General features: G+C 68.4%; 25 protein-coding genes, 1 pseudogene and 1 riboswitch. Of the genes and pseudogenes, 14 read left to right on the top strand and 12 right to left on the bottom strand.

The window, feature by feature from the left end:
* Positions 1–10: 10 nt before the first annotated feature.
* Together K3G64_RS06455 and K3G64_RS06460 are read right to left on the bottom strand one after the other, a co-directional pair.
* Complete coding sequence (locus K3G64_RS06455) at positions 11–466, bottom strand: LytR C-terminal domain-containing protein (RefSeq protein ID WP_238889797.1); 456 nt, start codon at positions 464–466, stop codon at positions 11–13.
* Between the two features lie 40 nt (positions 467–506).
* Positions 507–815, bottom strand: a complete 309-nt coding sequence (locus K3G64_RS06460) for a DUF3263 domain-containing protein (RefSeq protein WP_238889799.1) — start codon at positions 813–815, stop codon at positions 507–509.
* Positions 816–945: 130 nt separating this feature from the next.
* Here K3G64_RS06460 and K3G64_RS06465 point away from each other — a divergent pair, with 130 nt between their 5' ends.
* The 4 genes from K3G64_RS06465 (at position 946) to K3G64_RS06480 (ending at position 4954) form a co-directional block, all read left to right on the top strand.
* Positions 946–1539, top strand: a complete 594-nt coding sequence (locus K3G64_RS06465; protein WP_238889800.1) for a peptide deformylase — start codon at positions 946–948, stop codon at positions 1537–1539.
* A 35-nt stretch (positions 1540–1574) separates the two neighbouring features.
* Entirely contained in the window at positions 1575–2465 is an 891-nt protein-coding gene (locus K3G64_RS06470) for an N-acetylglutamate synthase, CG3035 family (protein ID WP_238950465.1), read from the top strand.
* A gap of 34 nt (positions 2466–2499) precedes the next feature.
* Positions 2500–4026 (top strand): HNH endonuclease signature motif containing protein, encoded by a 1527-nt coding sequence (locus tag K3G64_RS06475; protein ID WP_238889801.1) that lies wholly within the window; start codon positions 2500–2502, stop codon positions 4024–4026.
* Between the two features lie 127 nt (positions 4027–4153).
* Positions 4154–4954, top strand: coding sequence for an exodeoxyribonuclease III (locus K3G64_RS06480; RefSeq protein WP_238889802.1), 801 nt, complete (start codon positions 4154–4156; stop codon positions 4952–4954).
* A gap of 2 nt (positions 4955–4956) precedes the next feature.
* Here the strand turns inward: K3G64_RS06480 and K3G64_RS06485 are convergent, their stop codons facing one another.
* Positions 4957–5895 (bottom strand): lysophospholipid acyltransferase family protein, encoded by a 939-nt coding sequence (locus tag K3G64_RS06485; protein ID WP_238889803.1) that lies wholly within the window; start codon positions 5893–5895, stop codon positions 4957–4959.
* A 112-nt stretch (positions 5896–6007) separates the two neighbouring features.
* A riboswitch (TPP riboswitch) is annotated at positions 6008–6115 on the top strand.
* A 4-nt stretch (positions 6116–6119) separates the two neighbouring features.
* On the opposite strand from K3G64_RS06485, the gene thiC reads away from it, so the two are divergent.
* The 9 genes and pseudogenes from thiC to K3G64_RS06530 all read left to right on the top strand — a co-directional run bounded on the left by thiC (position 6120) and on the right by K3G64_RS06530 (position 14845).
* Positions 6120–7751 (top strand): phosphomethylpyrimidine synthase ThiC, encoded by a 1632-nt coding sequence (gene thiC / locus K3G64_RS06490; RefSeq protein ID WP_238889804.1) that lies wholly within the window; start codon positions 6120–6122, stop codon positions 7749–7751.
* Complete coding sequence (gene thiD, locus K3G64_RS06495; protein WP_238889805.1) at positions 7748–8584, top strand: bifunctional hydroxymethylpyrimidine kinase/phosphomethylpyrimidine kinase; 837 nt, start codon at positions 7748–7750, stop codon at positions 8582–8584. Before thiC ends, thiD begins: the two co-directional genes overlap by 4 nt.
* Entirely contained in the window at positions 8581–9204 is a 624-nt protein-coding gene (locus K3G64_RS06500; RefSeq protein ID WP_238889806.1) for an alpha/beta hydrolase family protein, read from the top strand. Before thiD ends, K3G64_RS06500 begins: the two co-directional genes overlap by 4 nt.
* A gap of 66 nt (positions 9205–9270) precedes the next feature.
* Positions 9271–9985, top strand: a pseudogene (locus K3G64_RS06505) (septum formation family protein).
* A gap of 27 nt (positions 9986–10012) precedes the next feature.
* Entirely contained in the window at positions 10013–11500 is a 1488-nt protein-coding gene (locus K3G64_RS06510; protein WP_238889807.1) for a flavin-containing monooxygenase, read from the top strand.
* Between the two features lie 19 nt (positions 11501–11519).
* Positions 11520–11795 carry a hypothetical protein gene (locus K3G64_RS06515; protein WP_238889809.1) on the top strand — a complete coding sequence of 92 codons (276 nt, stop codon included), beginning with the start codon at positions 11520–11522 and terminating at the stop codon, positions 11793–11795.
* Positions 11796–11993: 198 nt separating this feature from the next.
* A complete protein-coding gene (locus tag K3G64_RS06520; protein ID WP_370647112.1) occupies positions 11994–12296 on the top strand; it encodes a hypothetical protein in 303 nt (100 codons plus the stop codon).
* A gap of 84 nt (positions 12297–12380) precedes the next feature.
* On the top strand, positions 12381–13559 hold the full coding sequence (locus K3G64_RS06525) for an APC family permease (RefSeq protein WP_238950467.1): 1179 nt from the start codon (positions 12381–12383) through the stop codon (positions 13557–13559).
* Positions 13556–14845: a uracil-xanthine permease family protein gene (locus tag K3G64_RS06530; RefSeq protein ID WP_238889813.1), complete on the top strand. Its 1290-nt coding sequence runs from the start codon at positions 13556–13558 to the stop codon at positions 14843–14845. Before K3G64_RS06525 ends, K3G64_RS06530 begins: the two co-directional genes overlap by 4 nt.
* Here the strand turns inward: K3G64_RS06530 and K3G64_RS06535 are convergent.
* Genes K3G64_RS06535 through thiO form a run of 8 tightly spaced genes read right to left on the bottom strand, consistent with a single transcriptional unit; the run spans position 14799 to position 22217 of the window.
* Positions 14799–16253, bottom strand: coding sequence for a M28 family peptidase (locus K3G64_RS06535; RefSeq protein ID WP_238889815.1), 1455 nt, complete (start codon positions 16251–16253; stop codon positions 14799–14801). The genes K3G64_RS06530 and K3G64_RS06535 overlap by 47 nt on opposite strands.
* Positions 16250–17767, bottom strand: coding sequence for a M28 family metallopeptidase (locus K3G64_RS06540; RefSeq protein ID WP_238889816.1), 1518 nt, complete (start codon positions 17765–17767; stop codon positions 16250–16252). The genes K3G64_RS06535 and K3G64_RS06540 overlap by 4 nt, the downstream gene beginning before the upstream one ends.
* A gap of 32 nt (positions 17768–17799) precedes the next feature.
* Positions 17800–18558, bottom strand: a complete 759-nt coding sequence (locus tag K3G64_RS06545) for an ABC transporter permease (protein WP_238889817.1) — start codon at positions 18556–18558, stop codon at positions 17800–17802.
* Positions 18555–19466: an ABC transporter ATP-binding protein gene (locus K3G64_RS06550; RefSeq protein ID WP_238889818.1), complete on the bottom strand. Its 912-nt coding sequence runs from the start codon at positions 19464–19466 to the stop codon at positions 18555–18557. The genes K3G64_RS06545 and K3G64_RS06550 overlap by 4 nt, the downstream gene beginning before the upstream one ends.
* Complete coding sequence (locus K3G64_RS06555; protein WP_238889820.1) at positions 19463–20227, bottom strand: SGNH/GDSL hydrolase family protein; 765 nt, start codon at positions 20225–20227, stop codon at positions 19463–19465. The genes K3G64_RS06550 and K3G64_RS06555 overlap by 4 nt, the downstream gene beginning before the upstream one ends.
* A complete protein-coding gene (locus K3G64_RS06560; protein ID WP_238889822.1) occupies positions 20224–20982 on the bottom strand; it encodes a thiazole synthase in 759 nt (252 codons plus the stop codon). Before K3G64_RS06560 ends, K3G64_RS06555 begins: the two co-directional genes overlap by 4 nt.
* Positions 20975–21172, bottom strand: coding sequence for a sulfur carrier protein ThiS (gene thiS / locus K3G64_RS06565; RefSeq protein ID WP_238889824.1), 198 nt, complete (start codon positions 21170–21172; stop codon positions 20975–20977). Before thiS ends, K3G64_RS06560 begins: the two co-directional genes overlap by 8 nt.
* Before the next feature lie 22 nt (positions 21173–21194).
* Positions 21195–22217, bottom strand: coding sequence for a glycine oxidase ThiO (thiO, locus tag K3G64_RS06570; RefSeq protein WP_238889825.1), 1023 nt, complete (start codon positions 22215–22217; stop codon positions 21195–21197).
* Positions 22218–22349: 132 nt separating this feature from the next.
* On the opposite strand from thiO, the gene thiE reads away from it, so the two are divergent.
* A complete protein-coding gene (gene thiE, locus K3G64_RS06575; RefSeq protein ID WP_238889826.1) occupies positions 22350–23021 on the top strand; it encodes a thiamine phosphate synthase in 672 nt (223 codons plus the stop codon).
* Here thiE and K3G64_RS06580 read toward each other — a convergent pair.
* Positions 22993–23499 carry an NUDIX hydrolase gene (locus K3G64_RS06580; RefSeq protein ID WP_238889828.1) on the bottom strand — a complete coding sequence of 169 codons (507 nt, stop codon included), beginning with the start codon at positions 23497–23499 and terminating at the stop codon, positions 22993–22995. The genes thiE and K3G64_RS06580 overlap by 29 nt on opposite strands.
* Positions 23500–23544: the final 45 nt, after the last annotated feature.

The raw sequence follows: 23544 nt of genomic DNA on the forward strand, positions 1-23544 counted from the left end.
GGAGCAGAGCCTAGCCGGTGACCACTACCACCACGCCTGGTGGCTGGTCGGCAAGTTCGGGCACCCGCGGTTCGACCGGAGCCGCCAACAGCCGGCCCACCTCCTCGGCGGCTTCGCGTTCGCCCGGGGCGTCGCTGAAGTAGACCGTGGTGGCCGTGACGTCGGGCAGTTCCAGGTTGGTGGTGTCGGTGACATTCCAATCCGCTTCACGCAACCGGTTCGCCACGTCCTCGGCAGCGCCCTGCACCGTCGAGATGTTGTAGACCCGCACCTCGGCCCGCGCCGGGCCGGGCGCCTCCGACGTCGTCGGGCTGGACGTCGTGGTGGTCGCGATCGGCGACGGGGCGTCCTCGTCGTCACCGGAGCCCATCGCCTGCAGGGCCACCAAGAGGAACACCACGCCCAGGAACAGCAACACCATGACCATGGCGCGCAGCGGCAGGCCGGACGAGTCTCGCTGGTTCATTGCGCCCACCTTATCGAGCGGCCCCGCCGGGCCGGGAAGGTCAGGTGACGTCGAAGCCGAGACGCCGGGCAGCTCGCGCCTTCTGCCTGCTCGCCCGCAGCCGACGTAACCGCTTGACCAGCATCGGGTCCGCCGCCAGCGCTTCGGGACGGTCGACAAGCGCGTTGAGCACCTGGTAGTAGCGGGTGGCCGACATCGAGAAGAGTTCCTTGATGGCGTCTTCCTTGGAGCCGGCGTACTTCCACCACTGTCGCTCGAACGACAGGATGTCGTGTTCGCGACGGGTCAGCCCGTCGCACAGATCGGAGTCGTTCCCGGATTGCTCAGTCCGCGCGATCGCGCCGTCCATCTCGATCCTGGACCCTTCCGACAAATGACATCCCTGTAGTTCGGCGCTCATTCAATCACGGGTTGGCACCGTGACGCGTCAGACATGCCCGCGAGTCTGTGGCCAATGCCTGCGCACTTAAGCTTGCCGAATGGCCGTCGTACCCATCCGCATCGTAGGAGATCCGGTCCTGCACACCGCGACCGAGCCCGTGTCCGTCGGCGACGACGGTTCGCTACCCGCCGAAATCGTAGATTTGATCAGCGATCTGTACGACACGATGGACGCCGCGAACGGGGTGGGACTGGCCGCCAACCAGATCGGAGTCGCCAAGCGGGTGTTCGTCTACGACTGCGCTGATGCGCGCGGACGCGCCACCCGTCGCCGCGGTGTGGTCGTCAACCCGGTGCTGGAGACCTCCGACGTGCCCGAGACGATGCCCGATCCCGACGACGATGACGAGGGTTGCCTGTCGGTGCCCGGCGAGTCCTTTCCGACCGGTCGGGCCGACTGGGCGCGGGTGACCGGACTGGACGGCGACGGCGCACCGATCACGGTGGAGGGCACGGGTCTCTTCGCGCGAATGCTGCAACACGAGACCGGCCACCTCGACGGCTTCCTGTATCTGGACCGGTTGTTGGGCAGACACGCCCGCAGCGCAAAGCGCGCGGTGAAATCGCACGGCTGGGGCGTGCCCGGGTTGACGTGGATGCCCGGCAAGGACCCCGACCCGTTCGGACATTGAAGCCGCTGACGCCGCCTCCGGCGGGGTCGCGGGTGATGATCCGCTACCGACTGCCCGCAGGTGCCGAGCCACCGCTGACCGACGTGGTCGGGTACGTGGTCGAGGTCGGCGCGACGCTTCGGATTCGCACCAAGCAGGGCGACCTCGTCGACGTCGACATGGACGATGTGGTGGTCCTCAAGGAACTGTCTGCGGTGCCGGTGCGCACCGCCGACATCCGCAATCTCGAGCATGCCGCCGCCCTCGGCTGGCCGGGACTGGAGCAACGGTGGCTCGGCGGCTGGCTGCTGCGGGCGGCAGCTGGACACACACACCGCGCGAATTCAGCTGTGCCGCTGGGGTTCGAGGCCGACGCATCGGCGCTGCCCGCCATCGTCGACTGGTATGCCGAGCGGGGGCTCACGCCGTGGTTGTCGCTGCCTGACCGGCTCTACCGGCTGGCCGATGGCGAGCCGCACCTCGAAACCCTCGTCATGGCACGAACTTCGGTCGTCACCGGCGAACGCGCCGCGGGCGTGCGGTTGACCGCCGTCCCGGACGACAGCTGGCTGGAGGTCTATAAACGCGACGTCCCGGTCGACGTGCTCACCGCGGTGGTCGACGGCAAGGTGGTGTTCGGGTCGATCGAGGATGCGGCAGTCGGACGCGCGGCGGTGACCACGGCGCCCGACGGCACCCGTTGGGTCGGGCTGTCTGCCATGCGGGTCGACGAGTCGCAGCGGCGGCGCGGCCATGCCCGCAGGCTGTGCGACACCCTGCTGGCGTGGGGCGCCGAACTCGGCGCGACAAGGGCCTATCTACAGGTGCTTACCGAGAACACAGCGGCGACAAGACTTTTCGAGTCGATGGGCTTTCACGTCCAACACCGATCCCGTTACCTCGCCGCGAAGGCGCCTCAGAAGGGTGGTGGCGGCGTTCGGCGGTGATGCACTCGCGGCAGTCAGACATGTCGGATGTCGAATGTATGTTCGAAGTATGTCCAGGGAAGCGCTTCGGGCCGCGGTCACCGCGGTCGCCGCTGCCGTTGAGGAGTTGGCTGCCTGTGATGTCGAGCTGCTGACCCGCTCGGAACTCGTCAGTGCCCTTGATGATTTGGAGACGGTGGGGTGCCGGCTCCCCTCGGTGAATCATCGGCTGCTGGCCCGTTTGCAGGCCGAGGCGACACCCCAAGAGATGGGTGCCAAGTCATGGAAAGAGGTGCTGGCGGTCCGCTGGCGGATCTCGACCAGCGAGGCCAACCGTCGGCTCACCGAAGCGGCGCTGCTGGCACCGCGGCGCGCGTTGACCGGACCATCACTGCCACCGATGTTGCCCGCAACCGCCCTCGCCCAAGCCCACGGGCTGATCACCGGTGAGCACGTCGAGGTCATCCGCAAGGCGATCGACCGCCTGCCGGGTTTCGCGGACGCGGCCACCCGTGAGCAGTTCGAGGTCGACCTGGTCCGGACCGCGGTCGGCGTCGGTCCCAAAGAGCTCAAAGACACAGCCGACTTGACGCTGTACCTGCTCGACCAGGACGGCCCCGAGCCCGACGACACCGAACGCGCCCGCAAGCGTGGAGTCTGGAAAGGCAAGCAGCGCCGTGATGCGATGACCAACGTCACCGCGGAGCTGACCCCCGAAGCATGGGTGACGTGGGAGGTGATCTTCGCCAAGTACGCCGCACCGGGAATGTGCAATCCCGACGATGCTGAACCCTGCACGTCGGGCACGCCGTCACAGGCTCAGATCGACAACGACCACCGCAGCCTCGCCCAGCGCCAGCACGACGCCCTGGTCGCTGTCGGGCGCATCGCGTTGATGAGCGGTGAACTCGGCGCGCTCAACGGATTGCCGGTCTCGATCATCATCCGCACCACGCTGCAGGACCTGCAGTCGCGAGCCGGGGTCGGTGTCACCGGCGGCGGCACCATCATGCCGATCGCCGACGTCATCCGGCTGGCCGCACACGCCAACCACTACCTGGCGGTGTTCGACGGCGCCACCGGCTCGGCCTTGGATCTGTTCCGCGCCAGACGAGTTGCTTCTGCGGCGCAACGAATCATGCTGATCGCCCGCGACGGCGGATGCACCAAACCCTGCTGCACCATCGGGGCCTACGGCTCCCAAGCACATCACGTCACCACCGACTGGGCCCACGGCGGCAACACCAACATCGACGAAATCGGCCTTGCCTGCGGGCCCGACAATCGCCTCGTCGGCCGAGACGGCGGCTGGACCACCCAGATGAACGAGCGCTGCGAGGTCGAATGGATCCCGCCGGCGCCACTGGACACCGGACAAGCCCGGCTCAACTACTACCACCGTCCCGAACGACTTCTCCGTCCACCCGACCAACCAGAACCCCTGAGCCGCACCAACACCACTGCCGCCCCCGGTGGGTCCGCCGACAGCGATCAGGACAGCGACGTCCAACCCGGCACCCCAGACCCGGTCGACTTCGATGAACCCGGAGGACCCGCACCACCCGGCAACCAGGCGGCCTGACGTCTGCGGCTCTCGATCACCACGTCGACCCCGCGCAATCTGTCACCCCACCGACACGACGTTCTGTCATCCCACCGACACGACGTCCGGATCAGGCGTGGGGGAGCCCGTCAGTAGTCTCGGTCGCGTGCGGATCGCCACCTGGAATGTGAACTCGATCCGGGCGCGGGTCGATCGCGTCGCTGACTGGTTGGAGCGCGCCGATGTCGACGTGCTCGCGATGCAGGAGACCAAGTGCTCTGACGAGCAGTTCCCGCACATGCCGTTCCTGGCGGCCGGCTACGAGGTGGCGCACTGCGGTTTCAACCAGTGGAACGGCGTGGCGATCGCCTCACGGGTCGGCATCGAGAACGTCGAGGTCGGCTTCGAGGGCCAACCGACCTGGAGTGACAAGCCGGAGATCGAGGCGGCCGCCGAGGCGCGGGCACTCGGTGCGACGTGCAACGGGGTGCGGGTTTGGAGCCTCTACGTGCCCAACGGCCGTTTCGTCGGCTCGCCGCATTACGAATACAAGCTCGACTGGCTGGCTGCGCTCCGGGACGCCGCCGCGAACTGGTTGTCGGACGACGCTTCGGCGCAGATCGCGATGGTCGGCGACTGGAACATCGCTCCCACCGACGAGGACGTGTGGAGCGTGGAGTTCTACCGGAACAGCACCCACGTCACCGCACCGGAGCGCGCGGCGTTCAACGCCTTCGTCGAGGCACAGTTCGCCGATGTGGTGCGACCGTTCACGCCAGGCCCGGCCGTCTACACGTACTGGGACTACACCCAACTGCGGTTCCCGAAGAACCGCGGTATGCGCATCGACTTCATCCTCGGCTCACCGGCGCTGGCGCAGCGCATCACCCATGCCGAGATCGTTCGTGAGGAGCGAAAAGGTAAGGGCGCCAGCGACCACGCGCCGGTGCTGGTCGATCTCGCCTAGCGTCAACCGAACAGTGGGAGCGCCCGCTTGCGGGCGAGTGCATCCATGCCGCGCTGGATGCTCTTCTCGACCTCACGGTATTTCTCTTCGACGTAGGCGTCGTCCTCCGCGCGGTCCGCATCGTCGTCCAGCCGGACCGCAGGCATGAGCCGGGTGCGGATCTTGGCCGGCAGCGGGAACTGCGGCAGCGCGGCGGGTGCGATCCCCCAGGGCAGCGAAAGCGCGATGGGAAATACCTTGAGCCGCAACAGTTTATCCAGCTTCAGTGCCCTGGACAGGCCGTCGCCGCGGATGAGAACCGGCATCGCGTCGGCGCCGCCCACCGTGGCGATCGGCACGATCGGCACACCGGCGCGGATCGCCATCTTCACGAATCCGGTTCTTCCGGCCAGGTTCGCGCGATCACGCTCACTCCATGGACGCAGCGAATCGACCTCGCCGCCGGGCCACACCGCGACGTCTCGGCCCTCGGCAAGGGCGGTCGCCATCGAGTCGGGAGCGGCCGGGAGCACTCCCATCGCCCGGAAGTAGCGGCCGATGAGCGGGATGGCCATCAGCGCGTCGTGCGCCGTGCCGTGCAGCGGACGGTCCTGGCCGAACCGCCGCCACCACTGCACTCCGACCGTCCACGCATCCCACACAAAGGGCGCCCCCGAGTGGATGCCGACCAGCAGCACCGGTGGGTCCGGCAAGTTCTCCCAGCCGTCGAACTCCATCCGGAACCAGTGGTCGACAAGGGTGTTCCAGAAGAATTTCTGCCGCTGCATCGTCGGCTCGTCCGGCGGGTTCAAGTCCCAGTCCCCTGCTCGCCGGTTCAGCCAGCCGCTGACGCCGGCGTCGTTTTTCCGACGTTTCGCGTCCATCGCTTCCCGGGCGTCTGCGGCCTGCTCGCGGGCCTGCTTGCGGATGTCGCCCGGTCTGTGGTCAGTCGTCGATGACATGCCCAGCGGATACCCGGCCGGCAGGCAAACAACTCCGAAAGGTTTGGGCGAACACCGGCGGATTGGTCGGCAGCTCGCTATTCCCCGACGCGGGGCGCTGCGCTAGCGTGGCCAGTGTCCACACGGGAGCGCAACCAAAGCGCTGAGAGGACGGGTGTGCCCGTCGACCGTACGAACCTGACCGGGTAATGCCGGCGTAGGGAGATGAAGGAATGACCCCAGTCGTGACCAGTGAAGTCGATCCGTCCGTGACCACCGGGCCCATCGCGGGCAGCGCCAAGGTCTACCGGGAGCTCCCTGGGATCCCGGGAGCGAAGGTGCCGTTTCGCCGCGTGCACATGACCAACGGTGAACACCTCGACCTGTACGACACCTCCGGGCCGTATACCGATCCGAGCGCCGCACTCGACCTCAACGCCGGACTACCGCCGCGCCCCGGAGTGATTCGCGACCGCGGCACGCAACTGCAGCGCGCCCGCAACGGCGAGGTCACCGCCGAGATGGCGTTCATCGCCGAACGCGAAGGCATGCCTGCCCAGCTCGTGCGCGACGAGGTGGCGGCCGGCCGCGCGGTGATCCCCGCCAACCACAACCACCCCGAGACCGAGCCGATGATCATCGGCAAGGCCTTCGCGGTGAAAGTCAATGCCAACATCGGCAATTCGGCTGTCACCAGCTCGATCGCCGAAGAGGTCGACAAGATGGTGTGGGCCACGCGGTGGGGTGCCGACACGATCATGGACCTCTCCACGGGCGAGGACATCCACCTGACCCGCGAGTGGCTCCTGCGCAACTCGCCGGTGCCGGTCGGTACCGTGCCGATCTATCAGGCGCTCGAGAAGGTCAAGGGTGACCCGGCGGAGCTGACGTGGGACATCTACCGCGACACCGTGATCGAGCAGTGCGAGCAGGGTGTCGACTACATGACGGTGCATGCCGGTGTCCTGCTGCGCTACGTGCCGCTGACCGCCAAGCGTGTCACCGGGATCGTGAGCCGCGGCGGTTCCATCATGGCCGCATGGTGTCTGGCCCACCACCGCGAGTCGTTCCTCTACACCCACTTCGAGGAACTCTGCGAGATCCTGCAGCGCTATGACGTGACGTTCTCACTCGGCGACGGGCTGCGGCCCGGATCGATCGCCGACGCCAACGACGCCGCCCAGTTCGCCGAACTGCGAACTCTGGGCGAGCTGACGAAGGTTGCCAAATCGCATGGCGTGCAGGTCATGATCGAAGGACCCGGCCACGTGCCGATGCACAAGATCGTCGAGAACGTGCGGCTCGAGGAGGAGCTGTGCGAGGAAGCGCCGTTCTATACGCTGGGCCCGCTGACCACCGACATCGCGCCCGCCTACGACCACATCACCAGCGCCATCGGTGCGGCGATCATCGCCCAGGCCGGTACCGCGATGCTGTGCTACGTCACGCCCAAGGAACACCTCGGCCTGCCCGATCGTAAGGACGTCAAGGACGGGGTAATCGCCTACAAGATCGCCGCGCACGCAGGCGATCTCGCCAAAGGCCATCCGCACGCACAGCAGCGCGACGATGCCCTGTCGCGCGCCCGCTTCGAGTTCCGGTGGCACGACCAGTTCGCGCTGTCGCTCGACCCTGACACCGCACGCGAATTCCACGACGAGACGCTTCCGGCGGAACCGGCAAAGACCGCGCACTTCTGCTCGATGTGCGGTCCGAAGTTCTGTTCGATGCGTATCACCCAGGATGTCCGCGACTACGCCGCCGAACACGGGCTGGAGACTGAAGAGGACATCGAGGCCGCGCTGGTCAAGGGGATGGCCGAGAAATCCCAGGAGTTCGCCGACCACGGCAATCGCGTGTACCTGCCGCTGGCATGAACTATCTGCCGCTGCCCGAGCCGCAGACCACGCCGGTTCGGGTGATGACGATCGCCGGGTCCGACTCCGGCGGCGGCGCAGGCATCCAGGCCGACCTGCGCACCTTCGCGCTGCTGGGCGTGCACGGCCTCGTGGCGGTCACTGCGGTCACAGTGCAGAACTCGTTGGGCGTCAAGGGCTTTCACGAGATTCCGCTCGACGTCATCGGCGGCCAGATCGAGGCGGTGGCCTCCGACATCGGTGTGCAGGCGGCCAAGACGGGCATGCTTGCGTCCTCCGAGATCATCGACACGGTGGCCGGCGCCTGGCGCGGCCAGGGTCTTGCCGGCGCGGTCCCGTTGGTGGTGGACCCGGTGTGCGCCTCGATGCACGGCGATCCGCTGCTGCACCCCAGCGCACTCGACGCCATGAAGGAACGGCTGTTTCCGCTTGCGACGCTGGTGACGCCGAATCTCGACGAGGTCCGCCTGCTCGTCGGCATCGAGGTCGTCGACGATGACACCCAGCGCGACGCTGCTCGTGCCCTGCATGCGTTGGGCCCGCCTTGGGTGCTGGTGAAGGGTGGCCACCTTCGTTCGTCGGCTCAAAGCCCCGACCTTCTCTTCGACGGCACGGAATTTCACGAGTTCGACGCCACCCGCATCGACACCGGCCACGACCACGGCGCGGGAGACACCCTGGCAGCCGCGGTGGCCAGCGCGCTGGCACATGGTTACACCGTTCCCGACGCGGTCGCGTTCGGAAAGCGTTGGGTGACCGAATGTCTGCGTGCCGCATACCCGTTGGGGCAGGGTCACGGCCCCGTCTCGGCGCTGTTCAGGCTGACCGAGTGACGCTCGAGGACATCGCCGGAGTCGCCCATGAACCCGACGGCACTCCGGCGGGCGTCGTCGTCCTCACCCACGGCGCGGGCGGCAGCCGGGAAGCCCCCTTGCTCAAGAGGATCTGCGACGAGTGGGCTCGGCGCGGCTGGTTGGCGGTGCGCTACAACCTGCCCTATCGAAGGCGCCGCCCCAAGGGGCCGCCGTCCGGTTCGGCGAAGGCCGATCAGGCGGGGGTGGCCGAGGCCGTTGCGGTCGCGCGGACGCTGGCCGGCGGCCCCGTCATCGCAGGCGGGCATTCCTACGGCGGCCGGATGACCTCGATGGCGGTTGCCGACAGGGCAACCGAGGTCGACGTGTTGACGCTGTTCTCCTATCCCCTGCACCCGCCGGGCAAGCCGGAGCGGGCACGCACCGATCACCTGCCCCTCATCACCGTGCCGACGGTGTTCACCCACGGCTCGGCGGATCCGTTCGGCTCCATCGACGAACTTCGCCCGGCCGCCGACCTCATCGGTGCGCGCACGACCATCGTCGAAATCGCCGGAGCGCGCCACGATCTGGGCTCCAAGACATTCGATGTGCCCGCACTCGCAGTCGACGCGGCAGTCCGCTTGCTCGGTGCGCCCTAGGATCGTGTCGTCGTCGGCGGCAGTCGATATGCAGCCAACGGGCGGCCGACGGGTTACGGTTCTCGCGTGACCACGCCGCCCGGTCCCCCTCCGCCACCGTACGGCGAGCAGCCCTCGTATGGCGAGCAGCCCTCGTACGGCTACCCGCCCCCGCCGGGGTTATCCGCCGCCACCTCCGCCGCCGTACTCGCAGGGCGGCCCCGGCTACTACGGCCAGCCGCCCGCGCAGAACAAGACGAACTGGTGGGCCATCGTCTCGCTGATCTTCGGGCTGATCGGCGGCGTGCTCATCAGCGTCGTCTGCGGCATCGTGGGACTCAAGAAGGCCAAGGACGGCCAGGGCGGACGCGGGCTGGCCATCGCCGGCCTGGTGCTGTCCGCGCTGTGGACGTTGGCCATCATCGCCATCCTCGCCTTCGTCGTGCTCGACGCGGGGACCGTCACCGCGACCGACGTTCAGGAGGGCGACTGCTTGTCGGAGATCCCGGGCGACACCCGGGTGCGGACCGTCAAGACCGTCGACTGCGCCGAACCACATGCCGGGGAGGTGTTCGCCGTACTGCAGATGCCCGACGGCGACTTCCCCGGTCAGGCCGTGATCGACAGCTACACCGAGAGGTGCAGCCCTGAACTGGCGCGCTACTCGCCTGCGGCGATGGAGGACGACGCCGTGCAGTTGTACGTGCTGTACCCGACGGCCGAGACGTGGGCGGAGGGGGACCGCGCTGTCACCTGTATCGCGACGCTGAATCCGCCAAGGGCCGGTTCCCTCAAGGGCTGAATCCGGTACCTGAGGTACCGTGCGGGCATGACTTCGGAACAGTTCGACGCCGTCATCGTGGGCGCCGGGTTCGGGGGCATCGGCGCGGCCATCCAGCTCAAGCGGATGGGCTACGAGAACTTCGTCATCCTCGACCGAGAGGACGACCTGGGCGGAACGTGGCACGTCAACCACTACCCGGGCCTGGCCGTCGACGTCCCGACGACCACCTACTCCTACTTCTTCGAGCCGAACCCGAACTGGTCGCGCTTGTTCTCCACCGGCGGCGAGATCAAGCAGTATGCCGATGATGTCGCAGACAAGTACGACGTGCGCAAGCACATGCGGTTCAACACCACGGTCGAGGGCGCCCGCTGGGACGAGGACGCCAAGGTCTGGCGGATCGCGCTGGGCGGTGGCGACACGCTGAGCGCGCGCTACCTCATCACGGCCACCGGTTTCCTGTCACAGCCGCACACCCCTGACATTCCGGGCATCACGAGCTTCGACGGCAAGGTCATCCACACCACCGCCTGGGACGACGGCTACGAGCCGGAGGGACGCCGCATCGCGATCATCGGCACCGGCGCAACGGCGGTACAGCTCATTCCGGAACTCGCCAAGAAAGCCGCCGAGCTGACCGTCTATCAACGGACCCCGATCTGGGTCGTGCCGAAACTCGACTTCCCCATCTCCGAGCGCGCCAAGCGGTTGTTCGCCCGTGTGCCGCTTACCCAGCGCGCGGTCCGGATGGTCACCGACGCGCTGTATGAGTTCTTCATCTTCGTCGGACTTCATCACCGCCAGACGCTGTTTCGACGGCTCAACATCGCCGCCTCCGACCTGGCCAAGATGCACCGGTTCTTCTCGATCCGGGACCCCGAGTTGCGTGAGCAACTGACACCGGACTACGACTTCGGCTGCAAGCGGCCCACGTTCTCCAACAGCTACTACCGGGTCTTCACCAAACCCCATGTGCACCTTCAGAGTTCGGGTATCGAGCGGATCGAATCCGACGGCATCGTGGCCAATGACGGAACGAAGACGGTGATCGACACGTTGGTGCTGGCCACCGGCTTCGACCTGTGGGAGGCGAACTTCCCGGCCATCGAGATCGTCGGCCGCCAGGGACGCAACCTCGGCAAGTGGTGGCGCGAGAACCGGTTCCAGGCTTACCAGGGCGTCTCGATGCCCTACTTCCCCAACCTGCTCAGCCTGGCCAGCCCGTATGCCTTCCTCGGCCTGAACTTCTTCAACACCATGGAATACCAGATGCGCCACATGGACAGGCTGTTCGGCGAGGTGAAGCGCCGGGGGGCGACCACGTTCGAGGTGACCGAGGAAGCCAACACCCGCTACCTGGACCGGATGACGGAGTTGATCGCGGATTCGGTGTTCACGGTGGGCAACTGCGCCTCGTCGCGGTCCTATTACTTCAACCCCAGCGGCGAGGCCACGCTCCTGCGGCCGATGCCCACGCGACGGGCCATCAAGGAAGCGTCGCAGTATCCGTTGAGCGACTACCAGATCGCGTGACAGGAAGGGAACGACAGACGTGACAGAGGATCCGGGCACCGGTTCGCGGGCGGCCACCCTGGCAGGCTTGGGTGTCGCCGCCGTCGGGGTCTCGCACTTCGTCAAGCCGCAACTGTTCGAGTCGGCCACGGTGCAGGCGTTTCCGCGAAACACCCGCCAGTTCATCTACCTCAACGGTGGCATCGAGACCGCGATCGGACTGGGGCTGGCGTCGCGCAGGACACGCAAGCTCGCCGCCCTCGCGACTGTCGGCTATCTCGCCTACCTCGCAGGCAACATGGCACGCAACCGGTAGTCGACTCGCCTGGCGAACTCCGTGCCCGGACCCTGTCCACATAACCGGTGACTTGCCTTGGCAATCGCCGAGAATCGTTTCCTCATTCGCAGAATCGCCATTAACATAGTGGGGTGTTCGGCGCGCTGCGCAGGCTGCTTGGACAGGAACGGGGAAACCATGCAGGACCGACATCATCGACTCGCGTACACCGGCATCGTGGCTGGAGCCGTGTTGGCCGCCGGTCTGCTGGCGATGAATTTCCCGGTCTTCCTCGACGCCTTCGACCAGTACGGCTGGCAGATCAAGTGCGGAACCGGCTACCTCACCGACCTGACGCAGGCGGCGGCGACCGTCGGCGAGTCGAGCTATGTCGAGCAGTGCCAGAGCGCTCTGCTGGTGCGGCGGCTGTGGACCATGCCGCTGACAGTGCTCGCCGGGATGGTGCTGCTGGCCGTGCTCGTCGCCTCGGCCGCCACCTCGGCCAGCGAGTCTTTGGAGCCGCAGGACAACGACGGCTGATCTAACATTCTCGCCGTGAGCACGCCGCCGCACGGCCCTGCCCTGCAGCGGCGACTCGGCACCACCGACGCGGTGCTCATCGGGATGGGCTCGATGATCGGTGCGGGCATCTTCGTCGCGCTGGCCCCGGCCGCGGCCGCGGCGGGTTCGGGGTTGTTGATCGGCCTGGCCGTCGCGGCCGTCGTCGCCTACTGTAACGCCACGTCCTCGGCACGCCTTGCCGCCCTTTACCCGCAGTCCGGTGGGACCTACGTCTACGGCCGGGAATGTCTCGGCCCGTTCTGGGGATACACGGCGGGGTGGAGTTTCGTCGTCGGCAAGACGGCTTCGTGTGCGGCGATGGCGCTGACCGTCGGTTACTACGTCTGGCCCGAGTGGGCGCACGCGGTGGCAGTGGCGGCCGTCGTCGCGCTGACCGCCCTGAACTACGCGGGTATCAGGAAGTCGGCGTTGCTGACCCGGCTCATCGTCGCCGTCGTGCTCGCGGTGCTGGCCGCGGTGGTCGTCGTCATCGCCGGGTTCGGTGCGCCCGACGGCGCGCGGCTCGCCCTGGGCTCCGATGTCACGGTGGTCGGTGTGCTGCAGGCCGCAGGGTTGCTGTTCTTCGCCTTCGCGGGCTATGCGCGCATCGCCACCCTCGGTGAGGAGGTCCGCGACCCGGCCCGGACGATCCCCCGCGCGATCCCGATCGCGCTGGGCATCACGCTCGTCGTCTACGCCGTCGTCGCGGTCGCCGTCATCGCCGCGCTGGGCAGCGAAGCGCTGGCGTCGGCGACGGCGCCGCTGGCCGACGCCGTGGCCGCTGCGGGATACCCAGGATTCGAGCCCGTGGTCCGGACGGGCGCCGCGGTCGCCGCGCTGGGCTCGCTGCTGGCGTTGATCCTGGGGGTGTCGCGCACGACGCTGGCGATGGCCCGCGACCGCCACCTGCCGCAGGCGCTGGCGGCCGTGCACCACCGGTTCGACAGCCCGCACCGCGCGGAGCTCGCGGTGGGTGTGGTGGTGGCGACGCTCGCCGCGCTGGTCGACGTGCGAACCGCGATCGGCTTCTCGTCGTTCGCGGTGCTGCTCTACTACGCCATCGCCAACACCGCCGCATTCACGTTGCCGCGCAAGGCCATACCGCTGGTCGGTGTGGCAGGGTGTCTGCTTCTGGCGATGTTGCTGCCGGTGTCGTCGGTGCTGGCAGGCGCGGGTGTCGTATTGATCGGCGCGGCGGTCTACGCCGGACGCCGCGTTCACGCCGCAAGGTATGCCCCGTGATTCCAGTGACATGGTCGCGGGTCGACGCACGAGCAGGCGAGGACTTCGTCGTCGCGCCCGGCGAACGGCTCAGGTGGGGCCGGATGATCGGCCTGGGTGCGCAGCACGTCGTCGCGATGTTCGGCGCAACCTTCCTGGTGCCGGTCCTCACCGGTTTCCCACCCGCAACGACGCTGCTGTTCTCGGGCGTCGGCACGGTGCTGTTCCTGCTGATCACGGGCAACCGGCTGCCGAGCTATCTGGGCTCCAGTTTCTCGGTGATCGCGCCGGTCACCGCGGCGGTGGCCACGTACGGGACCGGCAGCGCGCTGGGCGGACTGGTTGCAGTCGGCCTGGCACTGGTCGCGATCGGAGCGGTCGTGCACCTGGTGGGTACGCACTGGATCGACGTGACGTTGCCGCCGGTGGTCACCGGCGCGATCGTCGCGCTGATCGGCTTCAACCTCGCTCCGGCCGCCAAGGCGAATTTCGAGGAGGGGCCGCTGGTCGGACTCGTCACCTTGGTGTTGCTGGTGGCCATCCTGGCCTTCTTCCGCGGGATGATCGGTCGGCTCGCCATTTTCCTGGCGGTGTTGGTCGGGTATCTGTTGGCGCTGGCGATGGGAGAGGTCGACACGTCGGCGATCGCGGCCGCACCGTGGCTGGGCCTGCCCGAGTTCCAGACGCCCACGTTCACCCTGGCGGTGCTGCCGATGTTCCTGCCTGCGGTGATCGCACTTGTCGCCGAGAACATCGGGCACGTGAAGTCTGTCGGGCAGATGACCGGCACCGACGTCGACCCGCTGATCGGGCGAGCACTGGCGGCCGACGGTGTGGCGACCACCCTGGCGGGCATCGGCGGGGGTTCGGCGACGACGACGTACGCCGAGAACATCGGCGTGATGGCGGCGACGCGGGTGTACTCGACCGCCGCGTACTGGGTGGCGGCGGCGGTGGCGATCATGCTCTCGCTCTGCCCGAAGGTGGGCGCGGTGATCTCGGCCATTCCAGCCGGCGTACTCGGCGGGGCCACCGTGGTGCTCTACGGGCTCGTCGGGGTGCTCGGAATCCGGATCTGGCTGACCAACCGGGTCGACTTCACGAAGCCGGTGAACCAGATGACAGCCGCGATTCCGCTGATCATCGGTATCGCCGACTTCACATGGCAGGGCGGGGGTTTGACGTTCACCGGCATTGCGCTGGGATCCATCGCCGCGCTGGCGGTGTATCACGGCATGCGACTGCTGGGCTACCGGAAGGCTACCGAGAGATCCGTTGCCGTTGATCCCGAGGCGGAACTCCGTTGACGCCGTCGACGGCCTGCGCATAGGTTCCGACGGCGAACGCGGCGGCCGGCCCCAGGACCGAAAGCGCGTCGCGGTTCACGGCGTCGATCCGGTCGCGTGGCGTGCGGTAGTTCGGATCGAACGGCACACCGGCCTTGCCGCCCCAAAGGCGCTCCTGCACCTCGGTTTTCCGCTGCGAAGCGCCGGCCGTCAGGCCGCCTACCGGAATTCCCGCGGTCAGAAACGGGTAGTAGTCGGTGGCTTTGGCCAGCGGCATGTCGGCGGGCCGCACACCGGCCGAGTTGAGATAGCCGGCCAGGGTGCGCTCGAGGCCCGCGGAGCCTTGCGGCACCGATCGCAGCGGGATCTCCGGGTTGGGCTGCGCGGTCTGGTCACCGTCGTAGGTGAAGTAGCCTGCGTTCGGCGAGCCGAGCATGTCGAAGTTGAGGTAGAGCGCGATGTCGGCCAGGTCTTCGAGCGACAGGCTGTGCACATATCGGCTCGGCCCGGCATGCCCGTTCTCCTCCGACGCCCAGAAGGCGAACCGCACGGCATTGGTGATCTGCGGTTCCGAACCCAGCGCCGCCGCCGTCTCCAAAAGCGCGGCCACACCGGTGCCGTCGTCGTTGATCCCGGGACTTCGGGTCACGCTGTCGAGATGCGCACCCGCCACGACGAGATTCGCGGTGTCGCCGGTCTGCGTCTGCGCGATCACGTTGCGCGCCTTGGTCATGACCGGCTTGCTGTCCAGTACGAGTTGCACCGGTGCGCTGGTGCGGCGCAGGGCGGCGTCAGCATCGGGGTTGATCACTCCGACGGGCACGGTCAGCTCCCGGTAGTAGCCGGGCGTGAACAGTCCGGCCGGGCTGCCGCTGGTTCCGCGGGTGTTGACGACGAGCACGCCGACCGCTCCTTCGGACACTGCCGCGTTCTGTTTGTCGACGACCGAGCAACCGGTGTCGTCGACGACGGCAATGGCGCCCTTCACCGAACGGCCGTCGTAGTCGGCGGTGCGACACCCTGGTGACTTTCCGGGCCTCAGGGTCGGGGCGGCGAGCCCGCCGGGCGGTGTGGTGATCAGCAGCGAGGCCTGCTCGGCGGGGAAGCTTCGCCCGCCCACCCGCAGGGCGGGGTTGCCGCCCTCGCTGCGATCGAGGACTTCGAACTCCGGCGTCTGGACATCGAAGCCGCTGTCGCGCAGCAACTCTGCGACGTAGTCGACGCTGGCGTCGTAGCCGGGGGTGCCCTCTGCCCGGCTGCCGTCGTTGGCGTCGGCGATCTCCTGGAGTCGGCGCAGGTGCGGATACATTCCGTCGGCGGTGACTTTGGCGGCCAGTTCTCGGCCCAGGTCGTCAGGTGCCGGGTTGGAGTCCGTCGACGAGCAGGCCGTCAGGATCGCGGCAAGCCCGACGGCAGCCCAGCGTTTCATGACGCGAGCGGGTGGCGCGTACGGTCTTCCCGGATCGGCACACCGTTGCGGCCACCCTGGTCTTGGGCGTAGACGCCGACGGCGTACGCCACGGCGGCACCGTTGATGGCCAGCGCCGTGCGGTCGATGTTCGCCAAGACGTCCGACTCTTTGTGGTAGTTGGGGTCGAAGGGCTCTCCGGCCTCACCTCCCCACCGCTCGGCTTGCTCGGGCGTCTTCTCGGCCTCCGCGCCGGAGAACACCCCGCCGATCGCGATGCCGGCGAGGGCGAAGCCGTCGTAGTCGGAGCGCCCGTCGAAGTTGATGTCCTCGGCCGGTTTGCCTGCGGCGTCCAGATAGGCGACGAGCGTTCTTTCGATGCCCGCCGACCCTTCCGGAATGCGGCCGACCGGCGGGCCGTCGGGATCCGGTGGCAGCGAGAGGTCGCTGTCATAGGTGAAGTAACCGGGGTTCGGCGACCCGATCATGTCGAAGTTCAGGTACAGCGAGATGTTCCTGAGCTCCTCGACGCTGAGCGACTGCACATAGTCATTCGACCCCATCAGGCCCACTTCTTCGGCGCCCCAGAAGCCGAAGCGCACAGCGTAGTTGACGTCAGGAGCGCTGCCGAGCTGCAGCGCGGTCTCCAGGACGGCGGCCACTCCGGAACCGTTGTCGTTGATGCCGGGGCCTTCCGGGACGCTGTCCAGGTGGGCACCGACCATGACGACGTTGTCGGTGCCGCCGGTCTTGGTCTGTGCGATGACGTTGCGCGACTGCTCGACGCGGACGCCCGCGTTGAGTTTGATGGTCGTCCGGCCGGGGTCGGCCCGCAGTCGGGCGCCGGCATCCTTGGTGACGCTGATGACGGGGATGTCGACGCCGGTCTGCTCTCCGAGCGTGCCGCCCATCTCGTCGCCTTCCTCGTTGTTGGCGACGATCAGGGCGAGGGCACCGCGTTCGGCGGCCGCGCTCTCCTTGTCGGCGAACGGACAGGTGCCGCGGTCGACCAAGACGACGGACCCGCGCACGGTCAGTCCGTCGTAATCGGCGGGTGTGCATCCCGGTGAATCCTCGACGCGGGCAGCCACCAGCGGCCCCGAGACACCGTCGGGCGGGGTGCCGATGGTGAAGTTCAACGGCCTCGCGGCGATCTTCTCGCCGCCGACGGTCAGTGCGGGTTCGTCGGCGAAGGGTAGCCGCACCTCGAACTCAGGGGTCTGCACGTCGAAGCCCTTGTCACGCAGCGTGTTAGCGACGTAGTCCACGCTGGCGTCATAACCGGGGGTGCCGAGGGCCCGGTTGCCGTCGTTGTTGTCGGCGATCTCCTGCAGCCGGGCCAGGTGGGCATACATCTCGCCACCGGTGACTCGCCGCGAGAGCGACGCGGCGAACTGTGCTGCCGCGGGAGAGACGCCGACTGGCGCGGTCGGCGGTTGCCGCGTGGGTTCGCTCGGGTCGTCACGACCGCAACCGGCCAGCACGACGGCGACTGACAGCAGCGCGACGGTTCCCGACCACCATTTGTGCCTCATCGCCCACCACGTTAGCGCCGAAACAGCACGAGTCAGGCATCCCTGGCATTGACCACGGCGATCGCCGCGATCAACACCGCCACCACCCAGGCAGCGAAATACACCAGCGACCCGAGCGGCCCCCACGGCATCGCGTAAACCGGATACAGCCACTGCACGTCGATGAAGAGGAAGACGTTGGCGAACGGCAGGTACGGCCCCACCTGCGCACCGACATCGGGCAGGTTACCGAGCATGGGTTCGACCAGCAGTGGCCACAGCAGCAGCACCGCCACCGCCCCAGGGCCCGCCCGCACCAGCGCTCCGATGCCGACACCGAGGGCCGATGCCAGCGCCGCGTAGAGCGCTGTGGCCGCACTCAGGCGCCACACTTCCGGCGAGGCCGGCGACAGCTCAACCGCGCTGCCGGTCGCCGCGACAATCCTGGCCAACGCGATCGCCATCACCACCAGCGCGGCGGCGAACAACGCCGAGAAGATCGCCGTCACAACCACTTTGGCGAGGATAACGAGCGTACGTTTCGGCTCCGCGATGAACGTGGTGCCGACCATCCCGGTTCGATACTCGGCCGTCACGGTCATAGACGCCATCACCATCAGCACCGGCACGCCGAAGACGGCGACGCCGAGGGCGGCCCGTTGCGGGTCCAACGGCGCCGAGGCGTGTGACAGCGCACCCTGCAGGCCGGCCAGCGCGAGGGCGAGCAGCGCAACGACCACGGCGGTCGACGAAGCCGAGTGCGTGGTGCCCAGCTTGATCCGCTCGGCGTTGACCACTGCCAGCGCGCTCACGACCCCGCCGCCCGATACTCGACGGCCTGGTCGGTCAGGCTCATGTAGGCCTCTTCCAGGGAGACCTCCTGCACGCTCAGTTCATGCAACGTGATCCCGTGACGCGCAGCAAGATCGCCGACCACCTCGATCGCCGCGCCATGCACCACCAACGCGGAGTCGCCCGGCACCGACTGCACCGTCAGGCCGGCGGTCTCGGCCGTGCTCCGCAGCGCGTCGAGGTGGGGGCTTCGCACGCGCACGCTCTGGACGCCCGAGCGGCTGACGAACTCGCCGACCGACGTCGCCGTGATCAGTCGGCCCCGCCCGATGACCACAAGCCGGTCGGCGGTATTGGCCATCTCCGCAAGCAGGTGGCTGGAGACGAGAACCGTGCGTCCCTCAGCGGCCAGCGACCGCATCAGCGTGCGTACCCACCGAATGCCCTCCGGATCAAGGCCGTTGACCGGTTCGTCGAACAGCAACACCGGCGGGTCACCCAGTAGCGCGCCTGCGATGCCCAACCGTTGACTCATGCCCAGCGACAGTGCTCCTGCCCTCTTGCCCGCCACCGAGGCGAGCCCGACCATCTCGAGGACCTCGTCGACCCGCTTGGCCGGGATCCGGTTGCTGGCGGCCATCCACCGCAGATGGTTGCGCGCCGAGCGGTTCGGGTGCGCCTGCCGCGCGTCCAGCAACGCTCCCACTTTGCGCAGCGGATCGACCAGCCGCGGGTAGGGAACGCCATGGACCGTGGCGGTGCCCGAGGTGGGGTGATCGAGCCCGAGGATGAGCCGCATGGTGGTGGTCTTGCCCGCGCCGTTGGGCCCGAGGAACCCGGTCACGAAGCCCGGTTCGATGGAGCACGTCAGGTCGTCGACGGCACGGGTCCGTCCGAAGGTCTTCGACAGCCCGACCAGCTCGATCATCGGTTCGTCTGCGCGACCACGAGATCGGCCACGGCCCGCATCCCTGCTGCGTTCGGGTGCAACGGCGCCGGGCGCCCCGGCAGCGGCAGGCCGAATCCTGTGGTCCACGGTTCGGCGGACCACGCATGATGCGGGCGGCTGGGCTCGGCGACGCACACCAGCCCGCAGCCCGTCGCGGCCGCCGCCTCGGCCGTCAGCCGTTGCAGGGTGTCGGCGATGTGGCGGCCCGTCGCGACGTCGGCATCGCTGAGCGGAGGGGCCGGCGTCCCGGCCGGAGGCAGCAAGGTCAAGTAGTCCACGAACAGCACCTTCGCATGCGGCGAGCGCCCGCGGATAGCACGACCGACGTCTCTCAACGACTCCGCCAGTTGGGCCAGAGCCGCGTCCCGTTCAGCCCGGTCCACATGCGCGCGCACGACCCCGCCAAGCCACGGCACCGCTCGCGCCCACCGGGGCAGTCCGGCCGCGAACAGCATCGGCACATAGCCGACGTCGTTGCCGCCGATCGTCACCGTCACCAGGTCCTCGGTTCCGTCGAGCGCGGAAATCTGTGGCGGCGCATTTCGCTGCGCGTCGGTGAGCACGTTCGCCGTGGTCGCCCCCGAGTAGGTCACGTCAACGAGATCGAATCCCAGCCCCTGGGCGACGAGATGCGGATAGTTGCGTGCGGATCGGCCCGCCGCCAGCGGCGCCCCGGCCGCACGGGGGCGGATGCCCGGACCCGCCGCCATCGAACTGCCCAGCGCAACATACCGACTCATAAGGCCGGACTGGAAGCGTGCGCCCAGAACCGCTTGGGTATCCGGCCCGCCTGCCGCGCCAGATGACCGGCCGTGACCGCGGCCGCCATGGCCGCCGCCATCGTCGGCGGGTCCGCGGATCGGGTGACCGCGGTGGCCAACAGGACGGCGTCGCAACCCAATTCCATCGCCATCGCGGCATCGCTGGCGGTGCCGATCCCGGCGTCGAGCACCACCGGCACAGACGCGCCGTCGACGATCATCTCGATGTTGTGCGGATTCGCGATGCCCAGGCCGGTTCCGATCGGGGAGCCCAGCGGCATCACCGCCGCACAACCGACGTCTTCCAGTCGACGCGCCAACACCGGGTCGTCGTTGGTGTAGGGCAGCACGATGAAACCGTCATCGACCAATTGCTCTGCGGCGCGGACGAGTTCGATCGCATCGGGCAACAGCGTGCGTTCGTCGGCGATCACTTCCAGTTTCACCCAGTCCGTGTGTAAGGCCTCCCGGGCCAGTTGCGCGGTCAACACCGCCTCGGCCGCACCACGGCACCCGGCGGTGTTCGGCAGCGGGGTGATGCCCAACCGGTTCAGCAGGTCCAGCACACCGGTGCCGCCGTCGGCGTCGACCCGTCGCATCGCGACCGTGGTCAACTCCGTGCCAGACGCCACCAGCGCCTGTTCCAGCACCGCGAGATTCGCCGCGCCGCCGGTGCCCAGGATCAGTCGCGACCCGAACTCCCGGCCCGCGATGGTCAGCTTCGAGTCACCCACCCTGCACCGCCGTCAACACCTCGACGCGGGCACCCTCGGCCAGCCGGGTGTGCCAATCGGACTTGGGCAGCACCGACCAGTCCACCGATACGGCGATGCCCTTCTCCGGATAGCCGAGACGGTCCAGCAGTGCGGCGATCGTCGTCTGCGGGTCCACCTCCACCGATTCGTCGTTGACCGTCACCCTCATTGTTTTGCTCCTCGCGTGCGCGTCATAGCCCAGCTCCCACCGTCACATCGAGTTCGGCCGCGATCCGCGCAGCGGTCCACGGCGCGAGTAGGAATCCGTTGCGGCCGTGGCCGGCGGCCACCAGCGTTCGCTCGTCGAGGCGCTCGACGATCGGCAATCCGTCCGGCGTCATCGGCCGCAGGCCCGCCGCGCACTCGGCCAGTTCGTATTCGCCCAGCGCCGGCATCACCGCGCACGCATCGTCGAGCAGTTCCCGGACACCGCTCACCGCGGGCGCCGTGTCGCGCCCGTGCTCGTACTGCGTCGCGCCGACCACCACCCCGTCGCCGCGCGGCACCAGATACACCTGCCTGCCGTGCGCGCGCGCTCGAATGACCCGCTGCGGCACCGGCATACACCCGCGGCGCCATCGTAGGCGCAACACCTCCCCCTTCACCGGCCGGATCGGCAGGCCCGGCCACAGCTTCGGTGCGTCGATGCCGTTCGCGATCACCACGGCATCGGCGTGCACCGATGCCAGGTCGTCGACTCGTTGCGCCCACTGCACCCCGAGCCGCTCGCAGTGCTCAGCCAATGCCCGCACCACCGCGCGGTTGTCCACCGCCAGTTCGGTTTCCGCGACGAACCCGTGCCGGATTCCCTGCGCCAGCAGCGGTTCGAGGTCGCGCGCGGCTGTGGTCATGGTCACCGGGTGCCCCTGCGCGGCCAGCCATTCGCCGACGGTCTTCAGGTCCGCCGCGTCGGCGCGGTCGACGGCGACCACGAGCGACTCCCGGGCGGTGACCACCTCGCCGGGCAACCCCTCGAGGAAATCGTCGTGCCACATCTGCAACGATGCCAGGCCGATGCGCAGCAGTTCGTCCTCGCCGGGCCAGCCCTCGCTGTGCGGCGCCAGCATGCCGCCGGCTACCCACGACGCGCCCCCGTCGTCGCTGCGGTGCACCCACACGGTCCAGCCGTCGAGCGCGGCTCGACGCGCGACGGCCAAGCCGATGACGCCGCCACCGATGACGGCCAACGAACCGGCGGACGATCCTCGAGACATTTCCCTCCCTTCGCCGGCATGACCCGGATCAGGTGCGACGGTAAGGGTGGCGTGCCCACTCTCAGACCCCGGTCCCGGGACTCCCGTGTGCGGATTCCAGCGTACTCAAGCCAAGGCGCTACCGTTCGCGGTGTGCAGCAAGCCCTGGACCGCTTGGCGACGGCGTCGCTGTACCTGTGCACCGACGCCCGCCGAGAGCGCGGCGACCTGGCCGAGTTCGCCGATGCGGCGTTGGCCGGCGGCGTGGACCTCATCCAGTTGCGCGACAAGAACTCGCCGGGCGAGCAGAAGTTCGGGCCGCTGGAAGCCCGTCAGGAACTCGACGCGCTCGAGCTGCTCGCCGATGCCGCGCGCCGACACGGCGCCCTGCTGGCGGTCAACGACCGCGCCGACATCGCGCTGGCGGCGGGCGCCGATGTACTGCACCTCGGTCAGGACGACCTGCCGCTCACGGTGGCCCGCCGCATCGTCGGGCCCGAACCGGTGATCGGCCGCTCCACCCACGATGCGGCCCAGGTGGCCGCTGCGATCGCCGAACCCGTCGACTACTTCTGCGTCGGGCCGTGCTGGCCCACCCCCACCAAGCCGGGCCGCCCTGCTCCCGGGCTGGACCTGGTCCGCCACACCGCCGCCACGGACACGGACAAGCCGTGGTTCGCGATCGGCGGAATCGACCACGAGCGGCTTTTCGAGGTGCTCGCCGCGGGCGCCCGCCGGATCGTGGTGGTGCGGGCGATCACCGGCGCCGACGACCCGACCTCGGCGGCGCGCAGCCTCAAAGAGGCCGTCGCGGCTGCTCGTTGACCAACAGCGGGATCGCCGCGATCTCCGCGCGCAGCCGCTCCCAGCTGGCCGCGAAGCCGGGATGCAGCGGCAGGTCGGTCACCTCCTCGACGTGCACCCACCGCAACTCGGCGCTTTCCCGGTTCGGCGTCGTCGCCAGCCGTTCGGGTGCGTCGGCGATGACCGTGGTGTAGCTCCAGACGCCGGTGATCTCCAGTGTCACGACGGCGGTCCGCACGGTCAGGCGATGGGCAGGCAGCCCCGCTTCCTCGTGGGCCTCCCGCACCGCGGCCTGTTCCGGGGTCTCGTGGCTGTCTCGCGCGCCGCCCGGAAGGCCCCAGGTTCCGCCCTGATGGCTCCACGGCGCCCGGTGCTGCAACAGCACCGCGGCCGCGCCGTCCAGACCCGGCGCACGCAGCAGCAGCCCCGCCGCGCCGTAGCGGCCCCAGAAGGCCGCACCGGTGTCGGCCACCACCCACCCGTCACCGTCGCCGCGCACACGCCCAAGAATAGGTAACGCGCAGCTGCGGGAAACTCTCAGAGT

The sequence above is a fragment of the Mycobacterium sp. IDR2000157661 genome, assembly GCF_022317005.1.
Classification (GTDB): Bacteria; Actinomycetota; Actinomycetes; order Mycobacteriales; family Mycobacteriaceae; genus Mycobacterium.